The 20,818-nt window shown below is 40.5% G+C and carries 8 protein-coding genes; 4 read left to right on the forward strand and 4 right to left on the reverse strand.

What is annotated here, in order from left to right; genetic code table 11:
• Positions 1-9 precede the first annotated feature (9 nt).
• The 3 genes from P0077_RS03765 to P0077_RS03775 all read right to left on the reverse strand — a co-directional run bounded on the left by P0077_RS03765 (position 10) and on the right by P0077_RS03775 (position 11,175).
• Positions 10-9,180 (reverse strand): Ig-like domain-containing protein, encoded by a 9,171-nt coding sequence (locus P0077_RS03765; protein WP_276167829.1) that lies wholly within the window; start codon positions 9,178-9,180, stop codon positions 10-12.
• A 290-nt stretch (positions 9,181-9,470) separates the two neighbouring features.
• Positions 9,471-10,187 carry a ribonuclease activity regulator RraA gene (locus tag P0077_RS03770; RefSeq protein WP_276167830.1) on the reverse strand — a complete coding sequence of 239 codons (717 nt, stop codon included), beginning with the start codon at positions 10,185-10,187 and terminating at the stop codon, positions 9,471-9,473.
• 19 nt (positions 10,188-10,206) lie between these two features.
• Positions 10,207-11,175 (reverse strand): sugar phosphate isomerase/epimerase family protein, encoded by a 969-nt coding sequence (locus P0077_RS03775; RefSeq protein ID WP_276167831.1) that lies wholly within the window; start codon positions 11,173-11,175, stop codon positions 10,207-10,209.
• A 101-nt stretch (positions 11,176-11,276) separates the two neighbouring features.
• On the opposite strand from P0077_RS03775, the gene P0077_RS03780 reads away from it, so the two are divergent.
• Positions 11,277-11,777: a shikimate kinase gene (locus P0077_RS03780; protein WP_276167832.1), complete on the forward strand. Its 501-nt coding sequence runs from the start codon at positions 11,277-11,279 to the stop codon at positions 11,775-11,777.
• Between the two features lie 342 nt (positions 11,778-12,119).
• Entirely contained in the window at positions 12,120-14,378 is a 2,259-nt protein-coding gene (locus tag P0077_RS03785) for an alginate lyase family protein (protein ID WP_276167833.1), read from the forward strand.
• Positions 14,379-14,666: 288 nt separating this feature from the next.
• Here the strand turns inward: P0077_RS03785 and P0077_RS03790 are convergent, their stop codons facing one another.
• A complete protein-coding gene (locus P0077_RS03790) occupies positions 14,667-15,041 on the reverse strand; it encodes a cupin domain-containing protein (protein ID WP_276167834.1) in 375 nt (124 codons plus the stop codon).
• A 1,202-nt stretch (positions 15,042-16,243) separates the two neighbouring features.
• Here P0077_RS03790 and P0077_RS03795 point away from each other — a divergent pair.
• Both P0077_RS03795 and P0077_RS03800 read left to right on the forward strand, forming a co-directional pair.
• A complete protein-coding gene (locus P0077_RS03795; protein ID WP_276167835.1) occupies positions 16,244-19,348 on the forward strand; it encodes a SusC/RagA family TonB-linked outer membrane protein in 3,105 nt (1,034 codons plus the stop codon).
• A gap of 16 nt (positions 19,349-19,364) precedes the next feature.
• A complete protein-coding gene (locus P0077_RS03800) occupies positions 19,365-20,810 on the forward strand; it encodes a RagB/SusD family nutrient uptake outer membrane protein (protein WP_276167836.1) in 1,446 nt (481 codons plus the stop codon).
• The last annotated feature ends 8 nt before the right edge of the window (positions 20,811-20,818 follow it).

The raw sequence follows: 20,818 nt of genomic DNA on the forward strand, positions 1-20,818 counted from the left end.
TTTGTCTTTTTATCTACTGATATATAACCATCCTGATTTTGGTGATGTTGTACCGTCACCAAGCTCCAAGGTGTAATAATACGTTCCTACAGGAAGCTGATCCGAAGAATCTAATTTAGCCCTGTCCAATGACCTCCCGTCCCATGTATTGTCATAACCGATCGTGGTAAAGACCATGGTGCCCCATCGGTTATAAACCGTTAACACGTTGTCCGGGTACTGCTCTATACATTCGATGTAGAAAATATCGTTGGCACCATCACCGTTTGGTGAAAATTCATTGTACACCGTAAGACAGCTAGATTGGGTTACTTCTGGCGTAGCCTCTGCCCTATCGTTATCCATATTTAAATCGATTTGATCTACGTAAATCAGTTCGGCAACATTGGTATAATCATCAACATCGGTTACTGTTACAGTCATTTCTAAGTTAGCCTCGGTATCAACAGGCAACGAAGGAATTTCCCAAGTGGATGTGGTTTCGTTATACGCACCATAATCCGCCGTATGGCTTACCAACTCATAACCGGAAGGCAAGACATCTTCAATACCGATGTTCGTAGCCTCGTAAGCATCATTGTTGCCCACAATTACCCTAAACACTACCGTATCGCCGTGAAAGGTCTGTGACTTATCTACCATTTTACTGATTTCTAAATCTACACTTGGCGCATTTATGATGTGCAATACCTCATCGTCTTCACTCTGATCGCCATCGTCATTATTCGGCGTTGAATCTGGATCAAACTGGTCCATTGCGGTAATTTGAGCGATATTGTCATATTCGCCAATAGCATTTGTAGGGGCGTTCAGGGTTACCTCATAACTCAAGGTTTGACTTCCGACAGCTACTGTAGCGATTGACCAAGTAATGGTATTACCTGAAACCACACCGCCATTGTTTACCGTACCCAACGTATAGCCAATTGGCAGTATATCCTCTACCGAAACATTAGTTGCAATACCAGGACCGTTATTTGTTACCGTCACTTCAAAAGTGACCGTATCGCCTGCATTTGGTGTTGGATTTGATGCTGCGCTCAAGTTTTTAGATAGGCTCAGATCTGCAGGAATCAAAACAATTTCTGCATTGTCTTCATCATCTTCACTTTGATCGCCATCATCATTATTAGGACTTGAATCCGGATCCAACTGATCAACTGCCGTAATTTGTACCGAGTTGAAATATTCGCCATCGGTATTCGTAGGCACATTGATAGTCACTTCAAAAGTCAACGTTTGGCTCGTACCACCAGGTACCGTAAGTCCGTTCCAGCTGATGGTATTTCCAGTTTGGGTTCCTCCATCGTTAATGGTCGTTACCGTAAATCCGGAAGGCACGTAGTTTTCGAGTGCAATGCCCGTAGCATCATCGGTGCTGTTATTGATAATCTCAATTGAAAAAGTTAACGTATCACCAGGGTTACCGGAGTCCGGGTTAACTGTATTCACAATTTCCAAATCCGAAGATTGTAAACGCATGGAAACAGCATCCTCATCATCTTCACTCTGATCACCATCGTCATTATTAGGGGCAGAATCTGGATCATATTGATCAACAGTTGTCACCTGAACCGTATTTAAATATTCATCTACTACGTTCGTTGGATTATTTACCGTCGCTTCGTAAGTCAATGTCGTTGTTGTTCCATTTGGAATAGTCAACCCTGACCAGGTGATGGTATTTCCACTTTGCGTACCCGCATCGTTTATCGTAGAAACGGTAAAACCAACCGGAACTATATTTTCTAGGGATACGTTCGTAGCATCGTCCGGACCATTGTTTTGAACGGTTACCGTCAATATCACCGTATCACCAGGATTTCCGCTAGGCTGAGAAATGGTATTCGTTACCTCTAGATCCGCCACTTGTGGAACAACCTCAGCAGAAGCTTCGTCATCTTCACTTTGGTCACCATCATCATTATTCGGAGTAGAATCAGAATCGAAATTCGTAGCCGAAGTCACCTGCGCAATATTATAATATTCGTTAGGTGTAGCTGTTGGGGCATTCACCGTTGCAGAAATAGCAATAGTAACTGAATTTCCGTTGGTCAATGTGGGTAATGTCCAGTCTCCCGAAACCGCATCATAGGTTCCATTTCCAGCGCCACCAGTATCAACTGTATACGTGTATCCCGCAGGAAGTACATCATTTATAACCGTTCCACCACTATCATCACTAGGACCATCATTATAAGCCGTTAAGGTAAATATTACCGTATCGCCCACATTAGGCGCAGCATCATCAACGATTTTTTCAATTCGAATATCGGAAGTTGCATTCACGGTAATCGTAACGCTATCGGTATTTTCACAAGTATTTCCATCGGTACCGATTACGGTATATGTGGTCGTTACTAGCGGATAGACTGTATCACCATCGGTTACACCATTATCCCACATATAGGAAGTCGCTCCGGAGCCTGTCAAAGTAACTGGTTCCCCTGCGTTTATAGTCGTGGTAGTCGCATTTGCCACTACATTTGGCAATGGATGAATCGTTAAGGAAACCGCTGTTCTATTGAAACTTGTACACGCCGAAGTATCGTCACTGCTTTCCGCATAATAGGTTACATTACCCACTGCATCAAGAATTGGGTTGGCTACAACAGTACCACCAGTTGGGGCATTGTACCAAACTATAGTTGATCCTGCAGGCGCAGTTGCCGTAGCGGTCAATGTCTGTGTTGGGCTGGCATCACATTCAACCTGATCACCACCACTAATCGGGTCGGCCGGAGTTGCTTCAATGCTCAAAGAAACAGCTGTTCTGGTGCTACTGATACAGTTGGTCACATTCTCTACACTTTCCGCATAGAAAATAACTGTTCCCACAATAGATAAAGAGGGGTCGGCAACAACACTTCCGCCTGTTGGTGCATCGTACCAAACAACAGTGGCATCGGCAGGAGGCGTAGCCGTAGCAGTCAATGTTTGAATCGGATTTTGTTCACATTCCGTTTGGTCACCTCCACTAGTTGGTGCATCCACAACCGGACAACTACAATCTGGTGCCGTAACCGCTAATGTTTGCGTACAGGTATTTGGTGCCGTAACCGTTAGCGTAATATTATTACCGGCAGTAACTCCTGAAATTGTCCAGTTATTTCCACCATTATCCACTACCGTGCCTTCCGTAGAAGTTACCGTTCCTTCGCTCACATCAACGGAAACCGAATAGGTCAATAAGTCCGGTGCACAAGTTGCGGCAGTAGCTACTGTAATATCCGGTGTATCTTGAATGGTTAAGCTCACCGGTGTTCTGGTAAAACTGGCACAAGAAGTTGAATTATTTTCACTCTCCGCAAAGTAGGTTACAGAACCTACCATGTTCAATGTTGGACTGGCAACTACGTTTCCGCCCGTTGCGGCATCGTACCATACCACACTTGCACCCGCAGGCGCAGTTGCCGTAGCGGTCAAAGTTTGAATAGGGCTGGTCTCACATTCGGTTTGATCACCTCCACTGGTTGGTGGAGCTGGCGCGGGTTGAATGGTAAGCGAAACGGCTGTTCTTGTTAAACTCGTACATGAAGTTGTGCTGTTTTCGCTCTGCGCATAATATGTTATTGTCCCGACAGTATTGCGGGTTGGGCTAGCAACGACATTTCCACCTGTAGGTGCATCATACCAAACTACAGTTGAACCTGCTGGTGCTGTTGCCGTAGCCGTTAAAGTTTGAATTGGGTTTTGCTCACATTCCGTTTGATCACCTCCACTGGTTGGCGCACTTGGTGCCGCATCAATGGTTAAGACCACCGCCGTTCTAGTGCTACTCACACAGTTGGTTACGTTATCTCGACTCTCCGCATAATAGGTTGCCGATCCTGTGGTACTCAAAGATGGGTCCGCAATTACATTTCCACCTGTTGGTGCATCATACCATACTACAGTTGCATCTGCAGGTGATGTTGCCATAGCGGTCAATGTTTGGATAGGATTTTGCTCACATTCCGTTTGATCACCTCCACTGGTTGGAGCTGCAACCACCGGACAACTACAGTCCGGAGCTGTAATATCTAAAGTTCGTATACATGCATTTGGGGCCGTAACCGTCAATGTAATATCGTTACCGGAAGTAATACCCGAGATGGTCCAATTGTTTCCTCCATTATCTACTACCGTGCCTTCGGTTGAAGTTACCGTACCTTCACTGACATCAACGGAAACCGAATAGGTCAATAAGTCCGGTGCACAGCTTGCCGCTGTTGCAACCGTGATATCGGGTGTATCTTGAATGGTTAAGCTCACCGGTGTTCTAGTGAAACTAGGGCAAGAAGTACTATTATCACTACTTTCCGCATAATAGGTTACCGTCCCAACTGAATTTAAAGTTGGACTAGCAATAATATTTCCGCCGGTCGCGGCATCATACCACACCACACTTGAACCTGCTGGAGCGGTTGCCGTAGCGGTTAAAGTTTGAATAGGTGTAGCCTCACATTCCGTTTGGTCACCGCCACTTATTGGGGCATTTGGCGTTTCATTTATTGTCAATATCACAGCAGTTCGCGTAGCACTCACACAATTGGTTACGTTTTGTACGCTTTCCGCATAATAGGTTACCGTGCCAACCGTATTTAAAGTAGGACTGGCAACTACGGTTCCGCCGGTTGGAGCATCGTACCAAACCACAGTTGCATTTGCAGGCGGCGTTGCGGTAGCTGTTAAAGTTTGAATTGGATTTTGTTCACATTCCGTTTGGTCACCTCCGCTTGTTGGCGCATCTACTACCGGACAATTACAATCTGGCGCTGTAACCGTTATAGATTCCGAACAAGAATTGGCCGCCGTTGTGGTTACCGTAATATCGTTTCCTGCGGGGATGTTGGAAATCGTCCAGTTGTTACCTCCGTTATCCGTAACTGTTCCTTCCGTGGATGTCACGGTTCCGTTGCTCACATCTACCGATACGGAATAAGTTGAAAGGTCAGCGGAACAACTGGCACCACCCGCACTTTCCGTAATGGTAGGTGTATCTTGGATAGTTAGTACCACAGCTGTTCTGCTCGTACTCACACATGATGTTGAATTATTTTCACTCTCCGCAAAGTACGTAACTGTTCCTACCGTATTTAAAGTGGGACTCGCAACTACGGTTCCGCCGGTAGCGGCAGTATACCAAACTACACTGGACCCAGAAGGTGCCGTGGCTGTTGCGGTTAACGTTTGAATAGGATTGGTCTCACATTCTGTTTGATCACCTCCGCTAGTTGGAGCAGCAGGGTTTGGTTCTATGGTTAATACTACTGCTGTTCTTGTATGACTGACACAGCTTGTACCATCATCTTGACTTTCTGCATAGAATGTACTGGTTCCTACTGTATTTCTTGTTGGACTTGCCACGACATTTCCACCCGTTGCCGCATCATACCATACCACGGAAGTTCCTGGTGCACTTGTTGCAGTAGCCGTTAAGGTTTGAATAGGATTTGCTTCACACTCCGTTTGGTCACCTCCACTTGATGGTGCCGCAGGAGCCGCTTGAATCGTTAGGTTAACAGCTGTTCTTGTTGTACTTGTACATCCATTTACATCATCAACACTTTCGGCATAATAGGTAGTTGAACCCACCATATTCCATATAGGACTGGCAACTACGTTACCACTAGAAGCAGCATCGTACCACACCACACTTGCACCTGCAGGGGCAGTTGCTGTTGCCGTTAAAGTCTGAATCGGATTTTGTTCACATTCCGTTTGGTCGCCTCCACTGGTTGGAGCATTTACCGTTGGGCAAGCACAATTTGGCGCATTGATGCTGATAACATCCGTACACGAATTTGCATCCGTAACAGTCACCGTTATATCATTTCCGGAAGGTATTGCAGAAATCGTCCAGTTATTCCCACCGTTATCGGTTACCGTTCCTTCGGTTGAAGTTACCGTACCTCTATCCACATCAACAGAAACTGAATACGTAGATAGGTCTGCGGAACAGGTTTGCGAACTAGGCGTAACCGCAATTGTTGGATTGGGATGCATCGTAAGTGTTACCGCTGTTCTTGTTTCGCTTACACAACCACTACTTATTGTTCTGCTTTCTGCATAGTAGGTTACGTTTCCAACCATATTCAATGTTGGGCTTCCTACTACACTACCACCTGTAGCAGTAGTATACCAAACCACCGTTGCACCTGCCGGTGGAGTAGCCGTGGCGGTCATAGTTTGCGTAGGACTAGCTTCACATTCCGTTTGATCGCCTCCACTTGTTGGAGCAACAGGAATAGGATCGATAGTTAGTGTTACTGCAGTTCTTGATAGCGAAGTACAAGACGTACTGTTATTTTGACTTTCAGCATAATAGGTAACCGAACCAACTGAACTCCATTGCGGACTAGCCACAACATTACCCGCCGTAGGCGCATCATACCAAGTCAATGTAAAACCTGATGGTACCGTTGCTGTTGCCGTTAAAGTCTGAATGGGATTTTGCTCACATTCCGTTTGGTCGCCTCCACTGGTTGGTGGGGCCGGTGCAGGTTGAATAGTTAGTGAAACCGCTGTTCGTGTTAAACTAGGACAACCTGTAATATCATCTTGACTTTCAGCATAATAAATTTCAGTACCCACCGAACTCCAATCTGGACTGGCGACTACGTTACCTCCAGAGGCAGCATCATACCACACTACAGTTGATCCGGAAGGTGCCGTTGCCGTAGCCGTTAAAGTTTGAATAGGGTTTTCTTCGCATTCCGTTTGATCGCCTCCACTTGTTGGTGCTACGGGTGCAGGTTGAATCGTTAAGGTTACTGCAGTTCTGCCTACACTTGGACATCCGTTTACGGTATCATTACTTTCTGCATAATAGGTTATTGTTCCTACTGCGTTTAATGTGGGGCTTGCAACGACATTCCCGCCTGTGGCAGCATCATACCAAATGATACTTGCTCCAGATGGTGCTGTTGCCGTAGCGGTTAAGGTTTGTATCGGGTCTTCTTCACATTCCGTTTGATCGCCTCCACTCGTAGGAACAGGTGGCGCCGTGTTAACCGTTAAGACCGCTTCGTTTGAAGTTGCGTCCGGACAGCTCGCAGCAGGACTCGTCCCGATTGCACGATACCTGTTGCCGCTCATAGCCAAGGTTACATTGGTTACGGTAAGCGTATTTGTTGTTACTCCACTATGTGGTGCCGTATTTGTTAGGTCATTCCAATTAGAGCCATCAAACAGTTGCCATTGAATAACACCTGACCCTGACGCCGCTACATTAAAAGTAACAGTACCGCCTTCACAAATCGCTTCGTTCGTTGGTTGAGTGGTTATCGTAGGAGCATCATACACATTGATATTCAACCTTCTTCTTGGCCCTTCACAAGTAGCACTTCCATTTACTGTGGATTGTGTTACCCAAAAGGATTGTTGTCCTGCTGTTGACGTATCAGGAGTAGTCGTTCCTGGAATTTCATTTCCACCCGTTGCCGCATCATACCATCTTAAATTTGTTCCTGTTGCATGCGAATCTAATTGTGCGGAAGCATCACCGATACAATAATCAACTGGTGAATTCACCGTGGGTGCCGTTGGTATGGCATAAACTATTACATCTATTTGTGTTCGTTCACTTTCACATGTGGTAGAATCATCTATTTGGCTCACGTAATACGAGGTTGTTCCTGCAGCTGCCGTACTTGGCGTAGGCGCCGAACCACTAGCGCTTCCTCCGGTTGCTACCGTGTACCATTGTAAGGTATGGCCGGAAAGGGCCGTTGCCACTAACGGTGTTGGTGTTTCCCCAACGCAATATTCTATTGGGCTGTCAGCCGTTGGTGGAGCAGGTCGTGGTATTTGGTAAAGGTCAATTGACAAAAAATCTTCACTGGTACACCCATTAGAATTTTGGGAATACACCGTGTAATTTCTAAAAAAATCAGCAGAAGCTGGTGCTGTGTAGGTCGTAACACCACTCGCTACCAAATCTCCGTTCCCGTCATACCAATTAGCTGTTTCTCCGCCTGCAACATCTACGGTTACGGACATTTCAGGAGGTGTATCCCCTTCGCAATAAATGTATTCCGTTGAACCTGATGGTGGGTCTACATCATTCTCTACAGTAATATTAAAAGACCTTTCTGAAAAATTACCAGAAGCATCTCTTACAGTATATCTAATAGTAGTAGTACCAATATCAAACTGATCACCGCTGTCAAGTCCGGTTCCATCTGTTCTAAAAATCACATAATCCGCTAATTCACAACTCGTATCATTAATATTCGTAACAACGGTTCCAGGAATCAACAAATTATCTAGATAAGCTTCCATACCTGTATTGAACAATGCGGAAGATGAATATCTTATCCTAATTTGATAATTTCCGATTAAGTTAAAAGGAATAATTTCTTGTTGAACCCCTGTTGTCGTGTAAGTCTTACTAAAATAATCAGTAGTAACCGTATTTCCATCCTCATCCAATACATCTAAATGAATAGAAGGAGAGTTTGTGACTGCAGATATACTATGAGAAAAAGTAATTTCTCCAAAGCCATTGAAGTAAAAAACTGGCGTTGTCATTGAACTTGCAAAAAAGGTATTACTAGATATTCCAGTGGAAACTAGATTACGGGAACCATTTATTTGGCCGCCATTAGTAATGGATGAACGAACAAACGTATAACACTGATTAATAGCCGCCTCAAAATCTTGAAGTACAGGAGCTTCCCCTTCTCCAGGAGGACAGTTATCCGAAGCTGTAGGTTCTGTCCATGTATGTGGGGCAGTACAGGTATTAGGATCTGCAGTTAAGGTTACATCAGTAGGAAAAGTATCAAAAACGGGACCTTGGTTATCATCTACAGTTACATTAAAGGAGCAAGTAGCTATATTACCTCCGGCATCTTCCGCCCTATATATTACAGCAGTAGTTCCTGGCAGAAAAGAATCTCCAGGACTATAATTGCTCGTTACGCTTACCGCATCGGCAGAAGCAGTGGGAGGTGTCCACGTAACTACAGCGCTACATTCATCAGTTGTATAGGTTACGACAACATCAGAAGGCGGACAATTAGAAAACGTTGGAGGTGCATCGACTGAAACTTCATTCGGAAAAAAAGCTTCGCCATTGTTAACGGGTGTTTTCTCTACAAATTCAATATTCGTAGAAAAACTAGATAAACTTGCCAGAAGCAAGATAACAAAGAACAATCTTGGTAGGTTTCGCATAGTTATGTAAAACTTCATGACATAGCCAAAATGTAATCCAACCTTGGCCTATGTAGTTATACATAACGCAAATTCCGCATCCTAATATTTGTAAATCGTAAAATTGTTGTGAACGCAAGATAAAATGTTGTCATCTGGCATTTTAAGTAGGTCTTATCATCAAAAAATTGTTAAATAAAGCCCCTAAAAACCAATCCCTCATCGATGAAATAATAAGTAACGGTATGAAAAAACCACTTTCAGATTTGTGTTGATTTATACCTTTACCACCTGTTAAAACGCTCCTCTAATTTACAGAATCACTTCACCTAGTTTTGAGTGTCACTCCACTTTTCATAGCGTACTTTTTGCTCTTCGCTCGTTAATGGATACAAGCCCACTATAGATGTTCCGTTTTGAACCTCTTGCATCACATAATCTTCAAAACGTGTCATTTTTAGGCATTCATCCGCAACTTGATCCGCTATGTTTGCCGGTATGACCATAATTCCATCATCATCCCCTACAATATAATCGTCTGGAAATACGGCCACATCTCCGCAACCAATAGGTTCATTAATAGCAATGGCTTGGTGCAAAGTTAAATTGGTAGGTGCCGTAGGCCTATTGTGATAGGACGCAAAACTGAGGTCTGCAATTTCGGCAGAATCACGAAATCCACCGTCCGTAACTATACCTTCTACCCCACGCACCATTAAACGAGTTGCCAAAATAGAACCCGCAGAGGCAGCACGAGCATCTTTTCTACTATCTATGACCATAACATAGCCCGCAGGACATTCTTCTACCGCCACACGCTGCAAATGCTTGGGATCCCTAAACACCTCAATGGGATTTAAATCTTCCCTAGCTGGAATATAACGTAACGTATATGCCTTACCTACCATAGTGGGTTTACCTTTCTTAAGAGGTTGGACGCCTTGAATAAATTGATTCCGGAGGCCTTTTTTAAATAGACAAGTGGCAATAGTTGCCGTGCTTACCATTCTTAATTTTTCCGTAGTGGTTTTTTCTTCTGTTGTCATATTTGATTTTGTAATTGGTTTATTCCGCTTTGCTCCAGGTATCCCTTAAAAAGACCAAGTCCTTTTTCATTTTAGCGTAAACTTCTTCCCTATTTATGGTAATCTCTGAAGCACCATGCTCGGCACCTCCAAGATCATATTCTAAATGTAGCGATACCGGTACGTTTATTTTATACTTCTTAAGTAATGAAAAGTAGCGGGTAAAATTTACCATCCCCTCACCTAAAGGCGTATTGATAGGTTGCCACTTGCCTTCTTTCATTCCCCATTTAAAATCTTTTATTATAATGGACCTTATATAAGGGGCAATAAGCCGTAAATCCAATTCCCAACTCAAACCACCTTCGGCTACGGCATGGCGTATATCATATTGGCAACCCATATATTTGCTTTCCGAAGATGGTAATATGGGTGGCATATCCCAAATAGGAGCACCAACATGGTTGCCTGCATGATTTTGATAGCAACCAACTAAATCCAGGTTTTCATTTACTGATTCGAGGTCACTAAAAAGTTTCCTATAGATTTTCTGACTCGCTTCTATGTTACGGTCCTCCGGGTAACTCAACCACCCAGTTCTATAGTGTGAGACTCCTAAACCACTGGCCGTTTCAAGTAGTTGCCTGTCGGTTACGTTCTTCCCATCAAGTACATTTGTGGTTATCATAGTAGACTTTAGTCCATGCTTTTTCATCGCAACTACGGCTTTAGGTAAGTCACGAGCCACATTTTCCGGTAGCACGTGCCCTTTTGGTCTTACGGTTAAATCCAAGCCGTCAAAACCAATTTCAGAAGCCACTTTGGCCATTTCATCATAATCTAAAAATTGTAAATGCTTAGAGAATAAATGAACCTGAAGCCCTTTATTTAAAGGTTTGTACTTTAAATTAAAAGGATTTGCCAGGGGCATCAAAGGAACAGCCAAGGCTACGGAACTGGATTTCTTAATAAAATTTCTTCGATTCAAATAAGTTTTGTTTTTAGCCATAATGGGTTGGTTTTGAAAATGGATTTAACACTTAACATTTTGATAATGATCAAATATAACTATATTTGGTAAACCAATTTGGTAAACCAATTATTTAACAGATGTATAAAAAAGAGAATTTTGTAATAGTTTTAGTGGGTGTTTGCGGTACAGGCAAGAGTATTGTGGGCGATAAAGTTGCTAGGAAACTAGATATTCCATTTTTTGATGCCGATGCTCTCTTCAACGAGCAACTTGCCTCGGATAAAAAAAATAGGACTGACGATTCCAGTACATGGTTATCAGCTATTACAAATTTAATTCAAGAGGAGTTTACCAAAAAAGGTTGTGTGGTATCCTGTTCAATTTTAAAGAAAGAACAGCGTTTACAACTTGCTGAAAATCTTGATTTAAATATTGACTGGGTATTTATGCGCGGTACCTATGAAAAAGTAAACGAACGTTTGGAAAAAGAACATGAACCGCACCAAACCTTATCTTCGCTGCAGTCTGACTTTGAGTCGCTAGAAATTCCTAAAAGGGCCCTTACCGTAGATATTACAAATACCGACCAAGAAATAGTAGATACCATTTTAAAGTATTTAGCACGAAAGTATGGTTGAAGCTTTCTCCACTCTGTAGAAATCAGGATTATAATGCTCTATAATTTGCACAATAGAAAAATATCTCTATTTTTGGTAAACCAAATTGGTTAACCAATTTAATCAAATGCAATAAATAAAAGTAATATTTACAATAATAGGACCATTAGCATTTAAATGGTCGCTGGTGACCCATTGAGAAATTCAAACGTAGGTCTTTAAAAAATTAGCGGTAATCAGCGACCATAATTTTAAATTTAACTGAATTGAAGCTCCTACAAGTATTAAGATTACTTCAATGCTTAACTATCTATATCCGCTGAGAGTTAACCAAAAATAAGATTACGCCCAATATAACAAGACATGAGAATAGCCAAACATACAGCCATAATACCAGTATTAATCTGCCTTTTGTTGGTTATCTTTAATGCATACCCACAAGAACACCCTAATTTAATTTTAACCAAAGAAGGGGTACAAAAAATAAGGGCGGAATTAGGCACTGTTCCTCTTTTTGATGCTACGCTAGAACAGGTAAAATCTGAGGTAGATGCAGAAATAGAGCTCGGTATCAAAACTCCTGTGCCCAAAGATTATTCCGGTGGTTATACACACGAACGCCACAAACGTAACTTTTTAATTCTTCAGAAAGCAGGTGTACTCTACCAGATTCTAGATGATGAAAAGTATGCCGTATACATTAAGGACATGTTGTTCCAATATGAAGGCATGTACAAAGATTTACCAGTACACCCACAAACAAGGTCGTATGCCAGAGGTAAGCTGTTTTGGCAATGCTTAAATGATTCCAATTGGCTGGTGTATGTTAGCCAGGCTTATGATTGCGTATATAATTATTTAACAAAAAAAGAACGCAAACAACTTGAAAAAAACCTATTTAGACCTTTTGCAGATTACATATCAATAGAAAATCCTCAGTTCTATAATCGTGTTCACAACCATAGTACATGGGGCAATGCAGCTGTAGGTATGATCGGACTTGTTATGGGCGATGATGAATTGATACACCGAGCGCTCTTCGGGATAGAAGACGATGGGTTACCTATTGGCGCAAAAGACAATGATGGTGGTTTCATTAAAGTAGAAGGACAGGAAGTAGGGTTTCTTGCCAATGTAAACGAACCATTTTCTCCCGAAGGATACTATACGGAAGGCCCCTATTACCAAAGATATGCCATGTATCCCTTCTTAATATTTGCCGAAGCGCTGCATAATGTAAAGCCAGATGTAAAGATTTTTGAATACAAGGATAGTGTTTTGCTGAAATCGGTTGATGTGCTTATTAACCTTTCTGATGCCGATGGCGAATTTTTCCCCCTTAACGATGCCCAAAAAGGCATGTCCTACAAGTCTAGGGAAGTAGTAACCGCTGTTGATATTGCTTATCACTATGGAGGTCACAACCCTCAATTATTAAGTATTGCAGAAGAACAAGATCAAGTGTTGTTAGATGATTCCGGGCTAGCTGTAGCGTTGGGCATAAGAGATGGAAAAGCAAAAACGTTCCAGAAAAAATCAATCAACCTAACCGATGGTGCCAATGGTGATGAAGGCGGCGTTGGCATATTACGATATGGCGATGAGGACATGACCTTGGTCTACAAATATGCCGCACAAGGCCTAAGTCATGGCCACTATGATAAACTTTCTTTTTCACTTTACGAAAATGGGTCAGAAATATTACAGGATTACGGACTCGCCCGTTTTGTAAATATTGAACAAAAAGGAGGTGGCAACTACCTTAAAGAAAACACCACTTGGGCCAAACAGACTATTGCGCATAATACTTTGGTTCAAAATGAAACCTCGCATTTTGGCGGGAAATATGAAGTGGGCAGCAAACACCACTCGGAGCTATACTTTTTTGATGCATCCAATCCTGAAGTACAAGTAGTAAGCGCCAAAGAGACCAATGCCTATCCCGGAACGGAAATGCAAAGAACCATGGCCATCATAAAAGCCGATGGATTTGAAAAACCCTTTTTACTGGATATCTTAAAAGTAGAATCAAAAACAGAGAATAAATACGATCTCCCCTTTTACTTTAACGGTCAAATAATGCAGACCAATTTTGACTTTACGACACCTAAAACCTTAGAACCCTTAGGTTCCGATAATGGCTACCAACACCTTTGGACGGAAGGAATTGGTCAACCTAAAGAAAATAACTCCAAACTTAGCTGGCTAGAAAAAGGGCATTATTATACACTTACCACTACAAGCTCAAAAAATGATGAGCTCCGTTTTGTACGGATTGGCGCCAATGACCCTGAATTTAATTTAAGGAGAGATGCCGGTCTTGTCATCCGCAGAAAAAACACACAAAACACAACCTTCGTTTCCGTGATAGAATCTCATGGAAATTATAGTCCAGTATCGGAATTCTCCGTTAATTCAAATAGTGCAATTTCGAAAATAGAAATTATGTTAGATACCAAAGAGTACACATCAATACTGATAGAAACAAAATCCAATGGTGAGCAACTAATGTTATTAGTATCTAACAAAGATAAGGGCGCTGATAAAGAGCATATTTTAAAGATAAAGGAAATTGTATACCGTTGGACCGGTCCTTTTCAATTTGTTACTATCAAGAAGTAACAAGAATATAAGTTCTTAGGGAAAGATATGTATGAGAAACCATAAGATTTAACTAAGGTTTGAGGGTGTCTTCTATACTATTCAGCACCAAAGATGAACTAATTAGGGTTAACCTATACTACTTTTAAAATCCTATTTATTAATTTGAATTGATTCTATAATTTGATTTTTAGACCTTATTCCAATAAGAGAATGAAAACCAAATTATAGAATTTCTAGTTCTCCCTTCAAATAGTTTTTTGTAAAAAAGAGAATTCGTTATTTAAACTGAAGAGGTATTTTTTGATACTACTTTTTGTCTCCAAAATAAGAGACCCCATCGCCACTTAAAAAATCTTCTCTTACAGGGCTAAATGTATCGATCAACATTCCTTCTTCTAAACAAACTGCACTGTGTAACAAATTAGGTTCAATGTACACTCCGTCTCCCGCTTCTACAATTTTCTTTTCGCCATTAATTTCAAATTCAAATTTACCAGAAACACAGTAGGTAGCTTGTGTATGAAAATGTTGATGTGGCGCCCCTAATGCTCCTTTATCAAATTTCACTTTCACCATCATAATTTGGTTATCGTAACCCAAGAATTTCCTTGAAACTCCTCCTCCAAGTTCTTCCCAATCCATTTCTTTTGTGATGATGTATTTTTCACTAAATCGTTTCATTTTTTTATATGATTTTTTATGATACTAATTACCTAAGCAAGATAATTTATTTCGGATAATTAAAGAAGAAAAAGCTAGGAATTATAGGGGTTAAATCCATATATTTTTTCGTTTTTTAATTCTGAATGTCAATACTTTACATATATTTATATAATAAGCGGGAAATAGAAAATAAATATCCATAATTCAGCATTTAAAAACGGTTTTTTTGTGATTATATCATCTTAAAATCACCTTCTGTATTCCTATTAAAATCTTCTAAGTACCACTACTTTTTACCCAAAAGTAGCTGCCAAAAAATCCCCAATTGAAGACTTGTTACACGAAAAATTTAATCCAGAAATTAAAATTGCGATTGCATAGGTAAAATTTAACATTATAAAACAGCCTTTTGACATGGATTCTTTAGTCGAAAAAGCCCATTTGGTATGCAAAATCACACCTCCAAGGTATGATAAACCAACTACCTTTAACGATAGTCATTACATTCACATTTACTACTTTTTCTATTGGAATCACACTCTAAACAGTCTGTACATAGAATGCTATTTTTCTATGGGTATTTTTGGAGAACATTTCACATCAAAAGAGCTCAGAAGTCGTTTACTTTATGGGCTCTGCCCAAAATCAAAAGGCCGGTAAGTTCTCATTTACAAGGACTAAAAAGTGAGCTATATAAAATTGCATTTATCTGTTTAATTAATAAATTCTCACCTAAAAAGCATTTAATAACCCTCATTGGCAACAGCCCTGTTTTATTGCCAATTAGATAAATTAACATCTTACAAAATACTAGATACTCAAAATACCATTGTAATTTTTCTAATATTATTTTTTTTTAACAAAGTATTAAGTTATATTTGGTAAACCAAATTGGTTAACCAGTATGGGAAACCAATTAAAAGATAGAACAACTAGCGAGTATTAATTAAAGAAATACCTAATGAAAGTATAAAGTACACAGAAAAAAAAAAGGACGGGCGCACACCCATACTTATAATTCAAATTACTTCATTCTGAAGGGAAGTAATACTAAGAACACGTACAACTTACTATACAAGCTCATTACAAAAACACAAAATTCAGAGACGTTAATGAGCTACGTGCTTTAGTAAGTTGATGATCAAATGAGATTCGCAAACCTTCTCATTGAGGTGTCGGGCCTTAAACCGATGAACATTACTAACTTAACATTAACACAAATGAATTTAAAAGCTAAACTAACGCTTATAGCATTATTGTGCTTCAATTTATCGCTATTCGCACAAGACAACTACTCGCTGTCAGGTACAGTTTCCGATGAGGACAATGTTCCAATACCAGGAGTAAACGTCATTATTAAAAACACCACAACAGGTACATCTACAGATTTTGACGGAGTATTCCAAATAGAGGTTTCAGAAGGCGATCTTCTTCAATTTTCTTACATCGGCTATGTAACCCAGACCATTGCTATAACCGGTCAGGAAGAAGTATCGATTACCATGACAGAAGACGCCAGCCAACTAGAGGAAGTTGTTGTTGTAGGTTATGGTACTCAGAAAAAATCAACGCTTACCGGTTCAATATCTAAAGTTACCAACGAAACTCTAGATCAAATTGCAGTTTCAAGGGTAGATGATGCTCTTGTAGGGCAAGTGTCCGGTGTTAACATTCAAGCCACCAATGCAGAAGCCGGTGGCGCACCTACTATTACTATTAGAGGTATTGGATCGGTAACAGCAGACTCAGGACCTGCGCTAGTGGTTGACGGGATAATTGTAAGTTCAGAATTCCTTGGAAACCTTGATATGAACGATGTTGAATCTTTTGAAATATTGAAAGATGCCGCATCTGCCGCTATTTATGGTAGTGAAGGTTCTAACGGGGTTATTTTAATTACAACTAAGAGCGGTAAGGCCGGGAAAACAAAATTTAGTTATCAGACCTACACCGGTTACAAAAACGCTCACAAAAGTGATGACTACTCAAAAAGTGTTTCCGATTGGGCAGCAAAAGAATTGGCTGCAACCGGTACGCTTTCCAATGAAACACAATATGCACAACTCTTAGTTAGCACTACAGGTGTTGATAGAGACTGGCAGGATGTTTTCTTTGATGGAGGAACGGTAACAAGTCATTCCCTATCCGCAAGAGGTGGCTCAGAGGATACGCAATTTAGTGCCTCTTTAAGGTACTTAAGTGATGAAGGTGTGGTTATAACAGATGACTATAAGTTATATACGGCCAGTTTAAAGGTTAACTCTAAAATAGGAGAAAAACTAAAATTTGGACTTAGTGCTACACCGTCCTTTACAAAACAAAGACGTTTACCAACATCCATACACAACCCTATACGCCAGTCGCCTTGGTTGCCAATATATCATACAGAAGAATCTCTTCAGTTTATTGACCGTAGCGCTTATCCAGACGTTGGAGTTGGAGATTACTTCTATGAAAATCACTTATTAAACTTAGATATTAATGGTGATGGAAGTACAAGCAGACCTCGTACTTCAGGAGATTCAAACCCGTACGCACAATATGTTGAAAGAGAACATTATGAGTACAACACCAAACTTTTTGGATCAACGTATTTAAGTTATGAAATTGCAGACGGTCTAACCGCCAGAACTTCATTAGGTGTAACTCTTGAGCAACGAAAGAGAACAAGATATGATGGTACCATGTATCATGCAAGTGGTAACAGTAATGCCGCTTACTATTTAGCAAATAGGTTTAGAAGTAGGTTGATTTCCGATAACACCTTAAACTACTCTAAAACTTTTAATGACAAACATGATCTAAATCTACTTTTAGGTATGACCGCACAAAGAAGGGTATCGGAAGAAAGTATTACTACAGGTAGCGGATTTTCCAATGACCTGTTGAAAAACTTCCAAGGTGCTACCCTAGTCGATATACCTACTGAAACCAATACAGAGTTAAAAAAGTTGGGTTATTTTGCTAGAGTAAACTATGCTTACCAAGGAAAATATTTATTCAATGCCTCTTTTAGACGTGACGGGAGCTCGGTTTTTGGAATCGACTCCAAATGGGGTAATTTCCCAGCAGCATCTATAGGTTGGAACGTTTCGAAAGAAAATTTCCTAGCGAACAGCAATGCTATAAACAATTTAAAATTCAGAGCTAGTTTTGGTCTTACCGGTGCAGAGAATTTTAATGTGGGTGATGATGTTGTAAATTCATGGCCATATTTAGCGTTATTACAAAACTCCAACGCGGTTGATAACGGTAATGTAAATGCAGGTGTTTCACCACGGAACATTGCCAATGCTTTATTACAATGGGAAGCATCAGAAGAATTCTCTGTTGGATTGGATTACGGGTTTTTCACCAATAGAATTTCAGGTTCTTTGGATTACTACAGAAGAACTAGTGATGAACTCTTATTAAACAACCCTGTATCTTACCTTACCGGTTTTAACAATGGTATAGTAAACTTAGGTAAAGTTCAAAATAGTGGATGGGAACTAGAGGTAAGAACCAAAAATATTGTTGGGGAGAAATTCTCTTGGAATTCAACTTTTATCGCCTCTACTAACAAAAATGAACTACTCGCTTTTGGAGATTCCAACAATGCATTAATTGAAGATGACTATGGTAGAAACTCTCAATGGATCAACAGAATAGGAGAACCTATATCTTCCTTCTGGGGTTATGTTGTTGATGAAGAAGCTTTTGATGAAACTTCCTTTAGAACAACGTATGTAGATAGCCCTTGGAACAGAATTAATGGTCAATCAGATGATACTATTGTGAAAGATCTAAATGGCGATGGGCTAATTACAGAAGAGGATAAAACTATACTTGGAGATCCATATCCAGATTTGAACTATAGCTTTACAAATGAATTTAAAATAGGAGATTTTGACTTCTCTCTTATGGTTCAAGGAAGCGTGGGTGGCCAGGTAAATAATATTGGTGACCAATATTTCTATAACTGGTTTGGTAACAGAACCAGAAGTGGTGGTGAAGCAGAAGCAGTTGCAAACGGTTTAGTACCCCATGAATCTTTTATTCAAGAAAAAGTATTGACCAGTGAGGTCATTGCAAGCTCAGATTACTTTTCATTAAGAAACGTAAACGTTGGTTATAATTTCCCTGCAGATGTAACTACAAGATTAGGTTTAGAAGGTCTAAGACTTTACGCCACCGCTCAAAATCTAATTTACTTAACTGCAGATGATTACCATGGCTTCAACCCAGAACATGTTGATGGTAGTAACCCAAGAGCATATGGCTCGCAAAGAGCAGGAACACCAATATTTAAGACGGTTACTTTTGGTCTAAACCTTGACTTTTAATCTAAAAAAACAAAAAATGAAACATATAAAATATTTAATTTTTGTCATAACAGTGTCCGTTTTTGTTTCTTGTGATACGGATGAATACTTAAACCCTCTGCCAGACACGGCAGTTGCAGTAGATGCTTTTTTCCAAACTGATTCAGATGTATTAGCTGGGGTGATAGGTATTTACGATGCCCTTCAGGGAGTAAATGAAAATACGACCAGTAATATTGGTGATGTTAACAGAGGCGTGCAATTTGAACACCTTTTAACCGAGCATAGAACCGATAATACCAGAAATGCTACGCTAGAAGGTTCAAAAGCCGACTTTCACAGGTATACCGTTAATGCAAACAATGTGGAGTCCGAAGATTATTACGCCTCTATGTACGAAGTTATTTTTAGAGCTAATAACATCCTGAACTTTATTGACATAGCAGATGCGAGTAACCAAGCAAAATATACAGCAGAAGCTAAATTTTTAAGAGCATATGCCTACTTTAAACTGGTTAGAATGTATAGTGATGTACCCTTAATTACTAGAGTTGTAGGTCCTACGGAAAATGAAGCTCTTTTTACGAGAACCCCGGTATCAGAGGTTTACACTCAAATTGTGGCAGACTTACAAGAAGCAGCAAGTGTATTGGACAACTCTTCCAAATCAAGAGCATCTAGAGCTGCGGCACAGGGTATTCTGGCCAAGGTATACTTAACACAGCCAAATCCAAACTACACAGGTGCTCAACAGATGTGTGAAGCAGTCATTAATAGTGGAAACTTTAGTTTACAAAGCAACTATTCTGATGTTTTCTATTCCGAATTAAATGATGAAATTATTTTTGCTGTACAATATGTAACTGGTAATAGCCTTGAAAGTCAAAGTTTTTCTTCTGAATTTACTTCAGGAGGTAGACGTCAAGGTCAAGAAGATGGTCAGAATATTGTAAACGATAATCTTATAGAAGCATTTGAAGAAGCTGGAGGTAACAGAACCGAAGTTTCTTATTTTACATTTCCCGATGCAACAGAAGTTACAAAGTTCTTGCCTGAAGGATCTGACGTTACCGCTACACCTCCAACCTATGGCGGAAGTTCTCGAGATGCGGGTAACGACTATATCGCCCTGCGTTACGCAGATGTACTATTGATGCATGTTGAAGCTATTATGGCCGGTGGTGAATCCACCAACAACGCTGCCGCCTTAAACTCTTTTCAAAAAGTAAGGGATAGAGCGGGCTTAACAGCTACTGTAAGCAATATTACCAAAGACGAACTTCTACTCGAAAGAAGGGTAGAATTGGCCTTCGAAAACCAAAGATGGTTTGATTTGTTAAGGTTTGGTGTTGCCGATGCCGTTTTAAGTGCACATGCCACCGAGCTAGGTTACGCATTTGATGCCAGAAAATTGTTATTACCTATTCCGGCAAGAGAAATAAATATTAGTGGTGGCCTTTTGACCCAAAATCCAGGATATTAATACTCAAA

This window comes from Zobellia alginiliquefaciens (genome assembly GCF_029323795.1).
GTDB lineage: Bacteria > Bacteroidota > Bacteroidia > Flavobacteriales > Flavobacteriaceae > Zobellia > Zobellia alginiliquefaciens.